Raw genomic sequence first — 15,242 nt, forward strand, 5'->3', positions numbered from 1 at the left:
GGCTACGCCGCCGTGTCCGGCACGCAGCGCCCGTCCTCGGTGCGGTAGCTCCACCGCGCGCCCTGCGTCACCAGTTCCTTGACGGCCCGGACGAAACGCTCCACGTGCTCGTCGGGCGTACCGGCCCCGAAGCTCACCCGGATGGCGTTCAGGCTCCGCTCCCCCGGTGCCCCTTCGGGCGCGCCGCATTCCCCCGGGGCCTCGGACTCGGCGCCCAGCAGGGTCCGTACGAGGGGATGCGCGCAGAACAGCCCGTCGCGCACGCCGATGCCGTACTCCGCGGAGAGCGCCGCCGCGAAGTGCGAGCTGTTCCAGCCCTCGACGACGAAGGACAGCACGCCCACCCGCGGGGCGTCGTCCCCGAACAGCGAGAGCACCGTGACCTCGGGCACCTCGGCGAGGCCCGCCCGTACCCGCTCGACCAGTTGCTGCTCCCGGGCGACCAGGCCCTCGAAGCCCGCCTCGGTGAGGGCCTTGCAGGCGGCGGCGATGGCGTAGACGCCGATGACGTTGGGCGAACCGGCCTCGTGGCGGGCTGCGGTGGTGTGCCAGTCGACGTCCACGCCGCCGTCGGCGCGGCGCGCGACCGTACGGCTGGCGCCGCCGCCCGCGAGGTACGGCTCGGCCGCCTGGAGCCAGTCGGCGCGCCCGGCCAGCACTCCGGCCCCGAAGGGCGCGTACAGCTTGTGGCCGGAGAAGGCGACCCAGTCCACGTCCAGCTCGGCGATGTCGACCGGGTGGTGCGGGGCGAGCTGGGCGGCGTCGAGCACGATGCGCGCGCCGTGCGCGTGCGCCGCGGCGGCCAGCTCCCGTACGGGCCACAGCTCACCGGTCACATTGGAAGCACCCGTCACGCAGACCAGCGCGTTGCTGTAGGGCTCGCGCTCGGCCAGCGCCCGCTCCAGCGTGTCCACCGCCTGCCGCGGCGTACGGGGCGCGTCGAGGTACGTCACCTCGACGCCGGCGCGCTGCTCCCAGGGCAGCAGCGAGGCGTGGTGCTCGGTCTCGAAGACGAACACCCGGGTGCCGGCCGGCAGCACGGCGGCCAGCAGGTTCAGCGAGTCGGTGGTGGAGCGGGTGAAGACCACCTGGTCCCCCTCCCGGCACCCGAGGAAGCGGGAGACCTCCGCCCGGCTGTTCTCGAACAGGTCGGTGGACAACTGCGAGAGGTAGCCCGCGCCGCGGTGGACACTGCCGTAGTACGGGGCGTACGCGGCCACGTCGTCCCAGACGCGCTGGAGCGCCGGGGCGCTGGCGGCGATGTCCAGCGCCGCATACTCGACCTCGCCGCCGGTGACGAGCGGGACCAGCACGTCCCGGCCCAGCACGGGCAACGGGGCGCAGACGGCGGCAGCGGAGACGGCATCAGTGGCGGCAGTGGTGGCGGCAGCGGAAACAGGCATGGCGAACTCCCGTGAGGGCAGAGCGAATTCGCTGCGGGGCACGCACGCCGAAGCGGGGCCGGCCGACAGCGGTGAAGGAAAAAGGGGGGTGCGGAAAAGGGGCCCGTACGGCCCTAACGCATTCGCTGCATCATGAGAGATCTCCCTCAAGGACCAGGATCCCTGGCACGAGGGATCCGCGCTTGCCGCAGACCTCGCTGCCTGCGACCTGGTCATCACCCGGGGCACCCCGCCACGGACGGAGGGTTGCCGGACAGCGGGCCGGGGCCGTAGTCGCTGTCACTCGTGACCTGGGCAGAATCATGCCACACGATCGGGAACGCGCAAGGCCCGGTCCGTATCCCGGACCGGGCCCCGCGTCACACCACAGCCGCCTCAGGCGTTGCTGGCCGCCACCCAGCGCTCCAACGCCCGGCGGGCCGCCCCCGAGTCGATCGCCTCGGCGGCCCGCTCGATGCCGGCCACGATCTGCTCGTTCAGCGGCGCCGCGGTCGGCTCCAGGGCCACCAGCGCCGCCGCCGAGTTGAGCAGCACCGCGTCCCGCACCGGTCCGGGCTCGCCGCCCAGCAGGCGGCGCGCCACGTCCGCGTTGTACGAGGCGTCGGCGCCGCGCAGCGCCTCCACGGGCACCAGGCCGATGCCCACGTCCCGCGGGTCGAAGGTCTCCTCGCGTACGCCGCCGTCCCGGACGACCCAGACCTTCGACGTGGCGGTGGTCGTCAGTTCGTCCAGCCCGTCGTCGCCGCGGAAGACCAGCGCGCTGGAGCCGCGTTCGGCCAGCACGCCGGCCAGGATCGGCGCCATCCGCGCGTCGGCGACGCCGGTGGCCTGCGCCCGTACCCGCGCCGGGTTGGTCAGCGGGCCCAGCACGTTGAACGTCGTGCGGATGCCCAGTTCGCGCCGGGCGGGCGCCACGTGCCGCAGCGACGGGTGGAACTTGACCGCGAAGCAGAAGGTGATCCCGGCCTCCTCGGCGACCTCGACGACCCGGCGCGGGGTCAGGTCCAGGTTGACGCCCAGCTTCTCCAGCACGTCGGACGCGCCGCTGGCCGACGAGGCGGCGCGGTTGCCGTGCTTGACGACCTTCGCGCCGGTGCCGGCCACCACGATCGAGGACATCGTGGAGATGTTGACGGTCTTGGCGCCGTCACCGCCGGTGCCGACGATGTCCACGCTCGGGCCCGGCACGTCGATGAGGTTGGCGTGCGCGTACATCGCCCGTACGAGACCGGTGATCTCGGCGACCGTCTCGCCCTTGGCGCGCAGCGCCACCGCGAAGCCCGCGATCTGCGCGTCGGTGGCCTCGCCGCGCATGATCCGGTCCATCGCCCACGCGGTGTCGTCGGCGCCCAGGTCGCGGCCCTGGAGGAGGGCGTCCAGTACGCCCGGCCAGGTGCGGACCGCCACGCTGTCGCCGCCGTTCGGGGTCGCAACGTTCATGGTCCACACTCCTGGATTCGTGTCCTGCTGGTGCCGAAACCCTATCCGGCGGCCGGGCGTGCCGAAGGGCCCCGTCCGTTCCCCCAGCTCTTGAAGAGCAGGGGAGACCCTGATCGGACGGGGCCCTCTGGGTGGCGTGCTTACGCGGGGGTGCTGCCGTGGGTCACACGGCGGAGATCAGTGGTGGCCGTGGCCGCTGGTGATCTCCTTGTACTCCTCCGGGGTCGGCTTCGGGATGACGTTGTCCTCGCCGTAGTAGCTCTTGGAGAGCTTGGCGCGGAGCTTGGTCGTCCGCTTGACCTTCCGCTCGACACCGTTCTCGTCGACCTCCGGGCCGATCTCGAACGGCTTGGGCTGGTCGTGCTGGGTGAGCGTGTGCAGCTGCTCCTGGTTGAGCGGCTCGTGCACCTCGATGAACTCACCGTGCGGCAGCCGCTTGATGATGCCGGACTCGCGTCCGTGCAGCACCTTGTCGCGGTCCCGGCGCTGGAGACCCAGGCAGATCCGCTTGGTGACGATGAAGGCCACCACCGGGCCGACGAAGAAGCCGATCCGGACGAACCAGGTCAGCGAGTTCAGCGACAGGTGGAAGTGGGTGGCCCACAGGTCGTTGCCGCCGCCGATCAGCATGATGAGGTAGGCGGTCAGCCAGGCCACACCGAAGCCGGTACGGGTCGGGGCGTTGCGCGGGCGGTCCAGGATGTGGTGCTCGCGCTTGTCGCCGGTGACCCAGGACTCGACGAACGGGTAGACCGCGATCGCGACCAGCACCAGCGGGAAGATGAGGATCGGGATCAGCACACCGAAGTTGATGGTGTGGCCCCAGATGTCCCACTCCCAGCCGGGCATCACACGGACCAGACCCTCGGCGAAGCCCATGTACCAGTCGGGCTGGGCGCCGGTGGACACCTGGTCGGGCCGGTACGGGCCGATGGCCCAGACCGGGTTGATGCTGGCGACCGCCGCGATCACCGAGATCACGCCGAAGACCAGGAAGAAGAAGCCTCCGGCCTTGGCCATGTAGACCGGCAGCAGCGGCATGCCGACGACGTTCTTGTTGGTCTTGCCGGCACCCGGGAACTGCGTGTGCTTGTGGTAGAAGACCAGGATCAGGTGCGCCACCAGCAGACCCAGCATGATGCCGGGCAGCAGCAGGACGTGCACCGTGAAGAACCTCGGGATGATGTCGTGCCCCGGGAACTCCCCGCCGAAGATGAACATCTGCAGGTACGAGCCGACCAGCGGCATCGCCAGGATGACACCCTCGATGAACCGGACGCCGGTGCCGGAGAGCAGGTCGTCCGGCAGCGAGTAGCCGGTGAAGCCGGTGAACATGCCGAGCACCAGCAGCAGGAAGCCGAACAGCCAGTTGACCTCGCGCGGCTTGCGGAAGGCGCCGGTGAAGAACACCCGCATCATGTGCACCATCATGGCGCCCAGGAAGACCAGGGCCGCCCAGTGGTGGATCTGCCGGATGAGCAGACCGCCGCGCACGTCGAAGCTGATGTCCAGCGTCGACTCGAACGCCTGCGTCATCCGGATCCCGTGCATGGGCACGTACGAGCCGTGGTAGGTCACCTCGGCCATGCTCGGGTGGAAGAACAGCGTCAGGTAGACGCCGGTCAGGATGATGATGATGAAGCTGTAGAGGCAGATCTCACCCAGCATGAAGGACCAGTGGTCCGGGAAGATCTTGCGCATGTTGGACTTGGCGAGGCTGTAGATGCCCAGCCGGCCGTCCGCCCAGTCGGCGATCCGCTCGCCCCGCGGCGCCTGGCCGCGGCGCGTGGTGGTCGCGCTCGTCTCGTTACTCATCCGCGCTCCCAGAAGCTCGGGCCGACGGGCTCCGCGAAGTCGCTGACGGCTTCGAGGAAGCCGTCCTTGACCGTGATGTGCAGCTGCGGCAGGGCGTGTCCGGCGGGGCCGAAGATGACGCGTCCACCGTCGGCCAGGTCGAAGGTCGACTGGTGGCAGGGGCACAGCACGTGGTGCGTCTGCTGCTCGTAGAGGCTGATCGGGCAGCCCACGTGGGTGCAGATCTTCGAGTAGGCGACGATGCCCTCGTGCGACCAGTCCAGTTCCTGCTTGTCCTTGATGTTCTGCGGCTGGATCCGCACGAGCATCAGGGCGTCCTTGGCGATCTTCTGGTTGAACTCGTGGTCGTCCTCCTCCAGGCCCTCGGGCTTGGCGAAGGTCAGCGAGCCGACCGCGATGTCCTCGGGACGCAGCGGGAGGTTGGTCGACTGGTTGACCAGGCGGATGCCCTTCTTCCAGCCGGTCGTACGGAGCTTCTTCTCCGGCAGCGGACCGAGGTCGCGCAGCAGCACCACTCCGGAGAGCGGCACCAGGGCCAGCGCGCCGAACATGGTGTTGCGGACCAGCTTGCGGCGGCCGATCGCGGATTCCTTCGCGCCTGCGCGGAAGTCCTCCATGACCTTGGCCTTGACCTCGGGGGCCGCCTCGATCGGGTGCCGGTCGTCGGCGACCTCCTCGTCCGACATCAGCGTGCGGGCCCAGTGGACCGCGCCCGCGCCGATGCAGAAGAGCGCCACACCGAGCGTCAGGCCGAGCCAGAAGTTCAGCGCGCTGACGTGGCCGAACGGCCAGATGTAGGTGATCTCGTCGACCGGGAAGATCACGTAGGCGGCGATGAAGCCGACCGTCGCGAGCATCGACAGGGTGAAGAGGAAGGCGACCGCGCGCTCGGAGCGCTTGGCGGCCCGCTCGTCGATGTCCTGGATGCGGTGCTCGTGGGGCGGCAGCCCCGGGTCGGCGAACGGGTTGTCCGCCGTCTCGACCGCGCCGCCGTGAGCCGTGTCCCGCTCACCGGGGAGGTTCTTTTCTGGCACGTCTTCGTGTCGTCCAGTCTCACTCATGACTTCTTGGCCTTCGTAGTCCGGGCTGCGACCCAGATGGCGACCGCGATCAGCGCGCCCAGGCCGGCGATCCAACCGAAGAGGCCCTCACTGACCGGGCCGAGACCGCCCAGGCCCAGACCACCGGGGCTGGGGGTGTCGTCGCTGTTGACGGCGCCGAGGTAGGACACGATGTCCTTCTTGTTCTGCGGGGACAGCGAACCGTCACCGAAGGAAGGCATGTTCTGCGGGCCGGTCTCCATGGCCTCGTAGATGTGCTTCGGGTCCACGCCTTCGAGCGTCGGTGCGAACTTGCCGTTGGTCAGGGCGCCGCCCTTACCGGTGAAGTTGTGGCACTGCGCGCAGTTCGTACGGAACAGCTCACCGCCCTTGGCGATGTCCGCGCCGTCCTTGCTGTACTGCTCCTTGCCCGGCACGCTGGGACCGGCACCCAGCGACGCGACGTACGCCGCGAGCTGGTCGATCTCGGCCTGGCTGTAGATGTTCTTCTTCCGCGGCACCTGGGCGCCGGGCTGCTGCGCCGGCATCCGGCCGGTGCCGACCTGGAAGTCGACGGCGGCGGCGCCCACGCCGACCAGGCTCGGGCCGTCGGAGGTGCCCTGACCGCCGGTGCCGTGGCAGCTGGCGCAGCCGACGGCGAAGAGCTTCTTGCCCTCCTTGATGGCAAGAGACTGGGCGGTGTCATCGGCCTGAGCCTTGTCCGCAGGCGCGAACGCGGCGTACAGCCCCCCAGTGACCGCCAGCGCGAAGAGTAGGACGACGAGCGCCGCCAGCGGATGGCGCCGTCGTGCGGAGAGCTTTTTCACGGATTACCCCGGTGTCAGGATCTTCTGCGTCGATGCTTTGGCTATGTCTGTCTGATGCGCGGTCGCGGTGCGGGACCGGTCAGCGGATCAGGTAGATCGTGGCGAAGAGGCCGATCCAGACGACATCGACGAAGTGCCAGTAGTAGGACACGACGATGGCCGCGGTGGCCTGTTCGTGGGTGAACCTCTTGGCCGCGTACGTCCTGCCCAGGACCAGCAGGAAGGCGATGAGACCGCCTGTCACGTGCAGTCCGTGGAAGCCGGTGGTCAGGTAGAACACCGAGCCGTACGGGCCGGACGAGAGCGAGAGGCCCTCTTCCTTGACCAGATCGGTGTACTCGAAGACCTGACCGCCGATGAAGATCGCACCCATGATGAAGGTGATCACGAACCAGGTACGGAGCTTCTTGACATCGCCGCGCTCGGCCGCGAACACGCCGAGCTGGCAGGTCAGTGAGCTGAGCACCAGGATCGTGGTGTTCGTCGCGGAGAACGGAAGATTCAGCGCATCGGCGGATTCCTTCCAATACTCGGTCCCGGTCACCGATCGAAGGGTGAAGTACATCGCGAAGAGGGCCGCGAAGAACATCAGCTCGGAACTCAGCCAGATGATGGTTCCGACGCTGGTGAGGTTCGGCCGATTGACCGACGGGTGCGCGTGCCCGGTTTCTACTGTCGTTGCTGTCGCCACGACCGACATTATGTCGGTCGCTTATCCCGCCCTCACTCCGGGGGGTGCCGTTCGGTGTGTCAAGGGCGTATGCCCTGCTCGTACGGCCCACTCCGGCAGTCGCCCGAAGGGAGGACCCGGGACCCGCCGTACGGCCCCGTGCCCCCGCTCCGACCAGTCCTGACGGGCCGTCGGTCAGATCGTGGATCGTGCCGAACCCTCCTGCGCGCCGCCGTACGAGCAGTAGCATCCGCGCTGGAGGCACTTCCCGGCGGCGGCCGGGCGGAGCCCCGCCCGAAGCCGTACCGCCGAGAAGCGTGGAGGAACGATGCAGGCGACTGCCACGGTGCTGGTCTACAGCGACAACGCCGACACCCGCGAACAGGTACGGCTCGCGACGGGCCGCCGGCCTGCCGCCGACGTGCCGCCGGTGGAGATCGTGGAGTGCGCGACCCTGCCCGCCGTTCTGGCGGCCCTGGAGCAGGGCGGCATCGACGCGTGCGTCCTGGACGGCGAGACGGCGCCCGCGGGCGGTATGGGCGTCTGCCGGCAGATCAAGGACGAGATCTTCCGCTGCCCGCCGGTGCTGCTGCTCATCGGCCGCCCGCAGGACGCCTGGCTGGCGACGTGGAGCCGCGCGGACGCCGCTGTGACGCACCCTGTGGACCCCGTGGAGTTCACGGACGCCCTGGCCGGGCTGCTGCGCCGCAGGCTGCTCACGGAGGCATGAGCGGCCTCCTGAGGGGCCTTCTGAGGGGCCTTCAGGCCTGCGGGCGCAGCCGGGCGGCATTCTCGGGTCCCGGCCGCTGATCCTGCTCACCTGTGGTGCTGGGCTTGTTCTTGTCCAGCGCGCTGCCCTCGCGCCACTGCTTCCACGGCATGTTCCAGTCGCCGAAACCGTTGTCGAAGGGCGTCATGGTCTCGCCGCCGCTGTTGACGACCTTGACGATGTCGCCGACCCGCACGGTGTCGAAGAACCACTTGGCGTTGCCGGTGGACATGCCGGTGCAGCCGTGGCTGACGTTGTCGGCGCCCTGCGACCCCACGGACCAGGGCGCCGCGTGCACGTACTCGCCGCTCCAGGTCACCCGGGTGGCCCAGTAGACCGGCAGGTCGTAGGAGTCCGAGCTGCCCGACGGGATGCCGATGCTCTCCCCCCGCATCCGTACGAAGCCCTCCTTGCCCAGGATGACCTTGGTGCCGTTGCGGGTGGAGTAGCCGGGCTTGCCGGTGGTGACGGGGATGGTGTTGATCTCCTCACCGTTGCGGGTGACCGTCATGGTGTGCGCCGCGGCGTCCGTGACGGCCTCCACCCGGTCCCCCGTACGCAGCTTCACGGGCTTGGCGGCGCCCCCGTACAGCCCGCCGGTGATCTTCAGGCCCTCCAGGTTGCTGCGCACCTCGATGTCGGCGTGCGTGGGCCAGTACTCGCGCGGGCGGAAGTGCAGCGTCTTGCTGTCGACCCAGTGCCAGGAGCCCTCCACCCGCGGGGTGGAGCGGACCTTGAGGGCACCTTCCACGATCGCCCTGGCCTTGGGGTCCTTGACGGGCTTGCTGAGCGCCGCGGTGACGGGCTGGCCGACCCCGTACGTGCCGTTGTCGGGCCCGAGCTTGACGTTCAGCCGGTCGCCGGTGTCCTCGGTGTCGATCTGGAGGACCTTGCGGCCCGGCGCGCCGTCCTCGTCCTCGGTGCTCACCCGCACGGTGTAGCGGGTGCCGGCGGCCAGCGGGACGGTGGTGCGCCACTGCCGGCCGTCGGCGGCCAGTTCGCCCCTGATGTAGCGGCCGGAGGCGTCGGTGGCGGTCACGTCCGTGATCCGGGCCTCGTCACCGGTGGTGGAGACCTCCAGCGGCTTGTCCGGGTCCGCCTTGTGGCCGTCTCCGGGCGCGTTGGCCGAGATCTGCCCGGCGGCGTCGTACGGTGCGGCCGAGAGCGGGTCCGACGACGAACCGCCGCAGGCGGTGGCGCCTGCCGCCAGGGGCGCCAGCAGGAAGGCGCAGCCGAGCGCCGTCCGGTGTCGTGGTCTGTGGCTCATGACCCCAAAGTAGGAAAATCCCCCGGCCGCGGCGCGCTGGAGGACTGCAAACGGGCGGGCCCGGACACCTGGAGAGGTGTCCGGGCCCGCCCGGTGTACGGGAGCCGCCGTTACTGCGTGCGGTTCTCGCCGCGGTAGTACTCGAAGACCCAGCCGAACAGGCCGATCAGGATGACCGGGGCCGAGAAGTACAGCAGCCACCAGCCGAAGACGACGCCCAGGAAGGCCAGCGCGCCGCCGACGCCGAGGGAGAGCGGCTGCCAGCTGTGCGGGCTGAAGAAGCCCAGCTCGCCGGCGTCGTCGGAGACCTCGGCCTCGTCGTTGTCCTGCGCTCCGGCGTCCACCCGGCGCGCGGTGAACGCCAGGTAGTAGCCGATCATGATGCACAGGCCGAAGGCGAGGAACAGCGCGGTGGTGCCCGCCGGCTCCTTCGACCAGACGCCATAGACGATCGCCATGGCGAGGACGAAGACGGAGAGCCAGATGAACATCTTGCCCTGGATCTTCACTTGCCGACCTCCTTGCCGCCGAACAGCGCCGTGTCCTTCTGGCCCTCGTTCTCGACGGCTTCCAGCGCCGCGATCTCAGGGTGGTGCAGATCGAACGCCGGGGATTCGGAGCGGATGCGCGGCAGCGTGAGGAAGTTGTGCCGCGGCGGCGGGCAGGAGGTCGCCCACTCCAGCGAGCGGCCGTAGCCCCACGGGTCGTCGACCTCGACCTTCTTGCCGTACTTGGCCGTCTTCCAGACGTTGTACATGAACGGCAGCATCGACAGGCCCAGCAGGAACGAGGCGATCGTCGAGATCGTGTTCAGCGTGGTGAAGCCGTCCGCGTTCAGGTAGTCCGCGTAACGCCGCGGCATGCCCTCGGCACCCAGCCAGTGCTGGACGAGGAAGGTGCCGTGGAAGCCGACGAACAGCGTCCAGAACGTGATCTTGCCGAGCCGCTCGTCGAGCATCTTGCCGGTGAACTTCGGCCACCAGAAGTGGAAGCCGGCGAACATCGCGAAGACGACCGTGCCGAAGATGACGTAGTGGAAGTGCGCCACGACGAAGTACGAGTCCGAGACGTGGAAGTCCATCGGCGGCGACGCCAGGATGACGCCGGTCAGACCACCGAAGGTGAAGGTGATCAGGAAGCCGACCGCCCACAGCATCGGTGTCTCGAAGGACAGCGAGCCCTTCCACATCGTGCCGATCCAGTTGAAGAACTTCACACCGGTCGGTACCGCGATGAGGAATGTCATGAACGAGAAGAACGGTAGGAGTACCCCGCCCGTCACGTACATGTGGTGCGCCCACACCGTCACCGAGAGACCCGCGATCGAAATCGTCGCCGCGATCAGACCGATGTAACCGAACATCGGCTTCCGGGAGAAGACCGGAATGACCTCGGAAATGATGCCGAAGAACGGCAGCGCGATGATGTACACCTCGGGGTGGCCGAAGAACCAGAAGAGGTGCTGCCACAGCAATGCGCCGCCATTGGCCGCATCGAATACATGCGCCCCGAATTTACGGTCCGCCTCCAGGGCGAACAGCGCGGCGGCCAGGACCGGGAAGGCCAGCAGGACCAGCACACCGGTCAGCAGGACGTTCCAGGTGAAGATCGGCATCCGGAACATCGTCATGCCGGGAGCGCGCATGCAGATGATCGTGGTGATGAAGTTGACCGAGCCGAGGATCGTACCGAAGCCGGAGAAGGCCAGACCCATGATCCACATGTCGGCGCCGACGCCCGGCGAGCGGACCGCGTCCGACAGCGGCGAGTAGGCGAACCAGCCGAAGTCCGCCGCACCCTGCGGGGTGAGGAAGCCGGCCACCGCGATCAGCGAGCCGAAGAGGTACAGCCAGTACGCGAACATGTTCAGCCGCGGGAACGCCACGTCGGGCGCGCCGATCTGCAGCGGCATGATCCAGTTCGCGAACCCGGAGAACAGCGGCGTCGCGAACATCAGCAGCATGATCGTGCCATGCATCGTGAACGCCTGGTTGAACTGCTCGTTCGACATGATCTGCGTGCCGGGACGAGCGAGCTCGGCGCGCATCAGCAGCGCCATCAGGCCGCCGATGCAGAAGAACGCGAACGAGGTGACCAGGTAGAGCGTACCGATGGTCTTGTGGTCAGTGGTCGTCAGCCAGCTCACCACGACGGAGCCGGGAGACTTCTTTCGGGCGGGTGGTGCTGCCGGAGCCGTTGCGGCGGCGGCACCCTGAGGTTCGTTGAGGATGCTCACTTGTTGTTGGTCTCCGCGTTCCTGGCGTGATCCGTCTGCTTGATGCCCGACGGCAGGTAACCGGTCTGGCCCTTCTTCGCCAGGTCCTTCAGGTGCTCCCGGTACTTCTCGGGGGAGACGACCTTGACGTTGAAGAGCATCCGGGAGTGGTCGACGCCGCAGAGCTCGGCGCACTTGCCCATGAAGGTGCCCTCCTTGTTGGGGGTCACCTCGAAGACGTTGGTGTGGCCGGGAATGACGTCCTGCTTCATCAGGAACGGCACCACCCAGAACGAGTGGATGACATCACGCGACGTCAGGACGAACTGAACCGTCTCGCCCTTGGGCAGCCACAGGGTCGGACCCGGGTTGCCGGTCTGCGGGTTCCGCGTTCCCGGAATGCCCTCGTCGTACACGCCGTCGGCGCCGGCGGGGACATTCTTCTTCCACTTGCGCGGGATCGCGTCGAGTTCCTTGGAGTTGATGTTCGTGGTGTCGGGCTTGCCGTCCACGTTCTCCAGGTAGTTGAACGCCCAGCTCCACTGATAGCCCACCACGTTGATGACGTGGTCGGGCTTCTTCGAAGTCTTGAGGAGTTCGCTCTCATCGCGCGCGGTGAAGTAGAAGAGCACCGCGATGATGATGAACGGAACGATGGTGTACAACGCCTCGATGGGCATGTTGTACCGCGTCTGTGCGGGGACCTCCACCTTGGTCCGGCTGCGGCGGTGGAAGATCCAGCTCCAGATGATCAGGCCCCACACCAGCACGCCCACTGCGAGGGCGGCGGCCCAGGAGCCCTGCCAAAGGGAGAGGATCCGCGGCGCCTCTTCAGTAGCCGGATTGGGCATGCCGAGGTTGGGAAAGTCCTTGTATGTGCAACCGGTCGCGGTTGCCAGGACCAGTCCCGCAGCCAGCACCTGCGGCAGCTTCCGCCGCATCGGGCGCCGCGACGAGCGGTCGGAGCCGTTGGGACTCACGTAGCGCCTTCCCGAGAGTCTCGCCCGCGAGACCGGCTGCGGCCGTCTCGCTGGTCGGTCGCCGGCCCTGGCACGGGCAGGGGTTTGGATGTTTATGCGGACCAAACCCTACTGGACGCTATTTGGGGTCGCGCGGGGAGGGTGCCCAACGCGCCGCACCGCTCCCCGAAGGGGTGGCTGCGGCATCCGGGGGAAGCCCCCGGAGCCCCGGAATGCCGGGCTCCGGCAGCCATCTGACGCCACGCCCGGACACGCGTACGACGCGCTAGCGTCTGTGGCGTGTCCTACTTCGATGCCGCCTCGGCCGTTCCGCTGCACCCGGTCGCCCGGGAAGCCCTGCTCGCCTCCCTCGACGAGGGCTGGGCCGATCCGGCGCGCCCCTACCGGGAGGGCCGCCGCGCCCGGCTCCTGCTGGACGCCGCGCGGGAGGCCGCGGCGGAGGCCGTCGGCTGCCGCCCCGACGAGCTCGTTTTCACTCCATCGGGGACGCAGGCGGTGCATTCGGCCATGTCCGGCACGCTCGCCGCGCGTCGGCGTGTCGGCCGCCATCTGGTCCACTCCGCGGTGGAGCACTCCTCCGTGCTGCACGCCGCCGCGGCCCACGAGGCGGCGGGCGGCACGGTGACCGAGGTCGGCGTGGACCGTACGGGCCGGGTGGCCGCCGGGGACCTCGCCGCCGCGCTGCGCCCGGACACCGCGCTGGCGGCCCTGCAGTCCGCGAACCACGAGGTGGGCACCGAGCAGCCGGTGGAGGAGACCGCCGCGGCCTGCCGGGAGGCGGGCGTACCGCTGCTGGTGGACGCCGCCCAGTCGCTTCCCTGGGGGCCGGTCGGCGGCGCCTGGTCGCTGCTGACGGCCAGCGCGCACAAGTGGGGCGGCCCGCCGGGCGTGGGGCTGCTGGCCGTCCGCAAGGGCACCCGGTTCGCGCCGCAGGGCCCCCAGGACGAGCGGGAGTCCGGCCGGGTGCCGGGCTTCGGGAACCTGCCCGCGGTGGTCGCGGCGGCGGCGTCGCTGCGCGCCGTGCGGGCGGAGGCGGCGGCCGAGGCGGTACGGCTGCGGGAGCTGGTGGACCGTGTCCGCGCGCGGGTGGCCGAAGCGGTGCCGGACACCGAGGTCGTCGGCGACCCCGTGCGCCGGCTCCCCCACCTGGTCACCTTCTCGTGTCTCTATGTCGACGGGGAGACCCTGCTGCACGCGCTGGACCGGGCGGGCTTCTCCGTCTCGTCCGGCTCGTCCTGCACGTCCAGCACCCTGACGCCGAGCCATGTGCTGCGGGCGATGGGCGTGCTGTCGGAGGGCAACATCCGGGTGTCGCTGCCCGCGGGCACCGCCGGGGCCGACGTGGACCGCTTCCTGGAGGTCCTGCCGGAGGCGGTCCGCTCCGTACGGGAGAAGCTGGGCGCCCCGGCGGCCGCGCGGCCGGAAGCCGACCTCTCCCCCGCCGCCGAAGACGAAGCCGCGGAACATGTCGTGGACGCCCTCGGCAAGCGCTGCCCGGTGCCCGTCATCGAGCTGGCGAAGATGATCGGCGACGTGCCGGTGGGCGCCACGCTGACCGTCCTGGCGGACGACGAGGCGGCGCGGCTGGACATTCCCGCGTGGTGCGGGATGCGGGGGCAGGAGTACGTGGGCGAGCGGGCGGCCGGGCGGGGCACCGCGTACGTGGTGCGGCGCCTCGTGTGACCGGAGCCGGGCCGAAACCCGGGGCCGGGACGGAGCCGGGCCGGGCACGGGACGCAACCGGGGCGGCGGGCCTGATCGACCCACCACCCCGCACGGCAGCCCGGTCAGGCCAGGTTGCCCCGGATGTCGGCGGCCGCGTCGTGTCCGTACGCCTTGGTGAAGCGGTCCATGAAGTGGCTGCGGTGCAGCTCGTACTCCTGGGTGCCGACGGTCTCGATGACCAGCGTCGCCAGCATGCAGCCGACCTGCGCGGCCCGCTCCAGGCCGACGCCCCAGGAGAGACCGGACAGGAAGCCGGCGCGGAACGCGTCGCCCACGCCGGTCGGGTCGGCCTTGGCCTTCTCCTCGGCGGTGCCGACGACGATGTCCGGCTCGCCGGCCCGCTCGATGCGGACGCCGTCGGCGCCCAGCGTCGTCACCCGGGTGCCGACCTTGGCCAGGATCTCCTCGGCGGTCCAACCCGTCTTGGACTCGATGAGGCTCGCCTCGTACGCGTTGTTGAACAGGTAGGCGGCACCGTCCATGAGGGTGCGGATGCCGTCGCCGTCCATCCGGGCGATCTGCTGGGAGAAGTCGGCCGCGAAGGGGATGCCGCGGGTACGGCACTCCTCGGTGTGACGGACCATGGCCTCCGGGTCGTCCGCGCCGATCAGGACGAGGTCGAGGCCGCCGACGCGCTCGGCGACGGCGTGCAGCTCGATCAGCCGCGCCTCGCTCATCGCGCCGGTGTAGAAGGAGCCGATCTGGTTGTGGTCGGCGTCGGTGGTGCACACGAAGCGGGCGGTGTGCTTGACCTCGGAGATGCGGACCGAGCGGGTGTCCACACCGTGCCGGTCGAGCCAGGCCCGGTACTCCTCGAAGTCGTTGCCGGCGGCGCCGACCAGGATCGGCGCGGTGCCGAGCTGGCCCATGCCGTAGCAGATGTTGGGGCCCACGCCCCCGCGCCGGACGTCGAGTTCGTCGACCAGGAAGGAGAGGGAGATCGTGTGCAGCTGGTCGGCGACCAGCTGATCGGCGAAACGGCCGGGGAAGGTCATCAGGTGGTCGGTGGCGATGGAGCCGGTGACTGCGATACGCACGACGGGTCTGCTCCTGCGGGAGGCGGAAGGACGAGGCGGACGTTGGTCAACGGT

13 protein-coding genes and 1 riboswitch are annotated in these 15,242 nt (G+C 69.5%); of the genes, 2 read left to right on the forward strand and 11 right to left on the reverse strand.

Annotated elements, in window-relative coordinates:
• Positions 1-2: 2 nt before the first annotated feature.
• The 6 genes from ACZ4QV_RS24945 to ctaE all read right to left on the reverse strand — a co-directional run bounded on the left by ACZ4QV_RS24945 (position 3) and on the right by ctaE (position 7,225).
• The gene (locus tag ACZ4QV_RS24945; protein ID WP_361882370.1) at positions 3-1,403 is read right to left on the reverse strand and encodes an aminotransferase class V-fold PLP-dependent enzyme; all 1,401 of its coding nucleotides are present in this window, start codon (positions 1,401-1,403) and stop codon (positions 3-5) included.
• Positions 1,404-1,576: 173 nt separating this feature from the next.
• A riboswitch (SAM riboswitch) is annotated at positions 1,577-1,694 on the reverse strand.
• An 84-nt stretch (positions 1,695-1,778) separates the two neighbouring features.
• Positions 1,779-2,843, reverse strand: a complete 1,065-nt coding sequence (gene trpD, locus ACZ4QV_RS24950) for an anthranilate phosphoribosyltransferase (RefSeq protein WP_361143053.1) — start codon at positions 2,841-2,843, stop codon at positions 1,779-1,781.
• A 177-nt stretch (positions 2,844-3,020) separates the two neighbouring features.
• Positions 3,021-4,658, reverse strand: a complete 1,638-nt coding sequence (gene qcrB / locus ACZ4QV_RS24955; RefSeq protein ID WP_361143056.1) for a cytochrome bc1 complex cytochrome b subunit — start codon at positions 4,656-4,658, stop codon at positions 3,021-3,023.
• Positions 4,655-5,719 (reverse strand): cytochrome bc1 complex Rieske iron-sulfur subunit, encoded by a 1,065-nt coding sequence (qcrA, locus tag ACZ4QV_RS24960; protein ID WP_238783199.1) that lies wholly within the window; start codon positions 5,717-5,719, stop codon positions 4,655-4,657. Before qcrA ends, qcrB begins: the two co-directional genes overlap by 4 nt.
• Positions 5,716-6,525, reverse strand: a complete 810-nt coding sequence (gene qcrC, locus ACZ4QV_RS24965) for a cytochrome bc1 complex diheme cytochrome c subunit (protein WP_030020851.1) — start codon at positions 6,523-6,525, stop codon at positions 5,716-5,718. Before qcrC ends, qcrA begins: the two co-directional genes overlap by 4 nt.
• 79 nt (positions 6,526-6,604) lie before the next feature.
• Positions 6,605-7,225, reverse strand: coding sequence for an aa3-type cytochrome oxidase subunit III (ctaE, locus tag ACZ4QV_RS24970; protein ID WP_030020850.1), 621 nt, complete (start codon positions 7,223-7,225; stop codon positions 6,605-6,607).
• A 298-nt stretch (positions 7,226-7,523) separates the two neighbouring features.
• Between ctaE and ACZ4QV_RS24975 the strand changes: the two genes are divergently transcribed.
• Positions 7,524-7,925 (forward strand): hypothetical protein, encoded by a 402-nt coding sequence (locus ACZ4QV_RS24975; protein ID WP_031004098.1) that lies wholly within the window; start codon positions 7,524-7,526, stop codon positions 7,923-7,925.
• 31 nt (positions 7,926-7,956) lie between these two features.
• Here the strand turns inward: ACZ4QV_RS24975 and ACZ4QV_RS24980 are convergent, their stop codons facing one another.
• The 4 genes from ACZ4QV_RS24980 to ctaC all read right to left on the reverse strand — a co-directional run bounded on the left by ACZ4QV_RS24980 (position 7,957) and on the right by ctaC (position 12,426).
• A complete protein-coding gene (locus ACZ4QV_RS24980; protein ID WP_361143061.1) occupies positions 7,957-9,231 on the reverse strand; it encodes a L,D-transpeptidase in 1,275 nt (424 codons plus the stop codon).
• 110 nt (positions 9,232-9,341) lie between these two features.
• On the reverse strand, positions 9,342-9,740 hold the full coding sequence (locus ACZ4QV_RS24985; RefSeq protein WP_030593216.1) for a cytochrome c oxidase subunit 4: 399 nt from the start codon (positions 9,738-9,740) through the stop codon (positions 9,342-9,344).
• On the reverse strand, positions 9,737-11,467 hold the full coding sequence (ctaD, locus tag ACZ4QV_RS24990; protein ID WP_125047521.1) for an aa3-type cytochrome oxidase subunit I: 1,731 nt from the start codon (positions 11,465-11,467) through the stop codon (positions 9,737-9,739). Before ctaD ends, ACZ4QV_RS24985 begins: the two co-directional genes overlap by 4 nt.
• Positions 11,464-12,426, reverse strand: coding sequence for an aa3-type cytochrome oxidase subunit II (gene ctaC, locus ACZ4QV_RS24995; protein ID WP_361143067.1), 963 nt, complete (start codon positions 12,424-12,426; stop codon positions 11,464-11,466). Before ctaC ends, ctaD begins: the two co-directional genes overlap by 4 nt.
• Positions 12,427-12,705: 279 nt before the next feature.
• On the opposite strand from ctaC, the gene ACZ4QV_RS25000 reads away from it, so the two are divergent.
• Positions 12,706-14,109, forward strand: coding sequence for an aminotransferase class V-fold PLP-dependent enzyme (locus tag ACZ4QV_RS25000; RefSeq protein ID WP_467763425.1), 1,404 nt, complete (start codon positions 12,706-12,708; stop codon positions 14,107-14,109).
• 104 nt (positions 14,110-14,213) lie between these two features.
• Here ACZ4QV_RS25000 and ACZ4QV_RS25005 read toward each other — a convergent pair whose 3' ends face one another.
• Positions 14,214-15,188 (reverse strand): carbohydrate kinase family protein, encoded by a 975-nt coding sequence (locus ACZ4QV_RS25005; protein ID WP_467763426.1) that lies wholly within the window; start codon positions 15,186-15,188, stop codon positions 14,214-14,216.
• Positions 15,189-15,242: the final 54 nt, after the last annotated feature.

This window comes from Streptomyces sp. NPDC026394, assembly GCF_055567735.1.

Coding starts and splice junctions, on each gene's coding strand:
- qcrB (WP_361143056.1), bottom strand. CDS start 4,658: ATGAGTAACGAGACGAGCGCGACCACCACGCGCCGCGGCCAGGCGCCG.
- trpD (WP_361143053.1), bottom strand. CDS start 2,843: ATGAACGTTGCGACCCCGAACGGCGGCGACAGCGTGGCGGTCCGCACC.
- ACZ4QV_RS24980 (WP_361143061.1), bottom strand. CDS start 9,231: ATGAGCCACAGACCACGACACCGGACGGCGCTCGGCTGCGCCTTCCTG.
- ACZ4QV_RS24975 (WP_031004098.1), top strand. CDS start 7,524: ATGCAGGCGACTGCCACGGTGCTGGTCTACAGCGACAACGCCGACACC.
- ctaE (WP_030020850.1), bottom strand. CDS start 7,225: ATGTCGGTCGTGGCGACAGCAACGACAGTAGAAACCGGGCACGCGCAC.
- qcrA (WP_238783199.1), bottom strand. CDS start 5,719: ATGAGTGAGACTGGACGACACGAAGACGTGCCAGAAAAGAACCTCCCC.
- ACZ4QV_RS24945 (WP_361882370.1), bottom strand. CDS start 1,403: ATGCCTGTTTCCGCTGCCGCCACCACTGCCGCCACTGATGCCGTCTCC.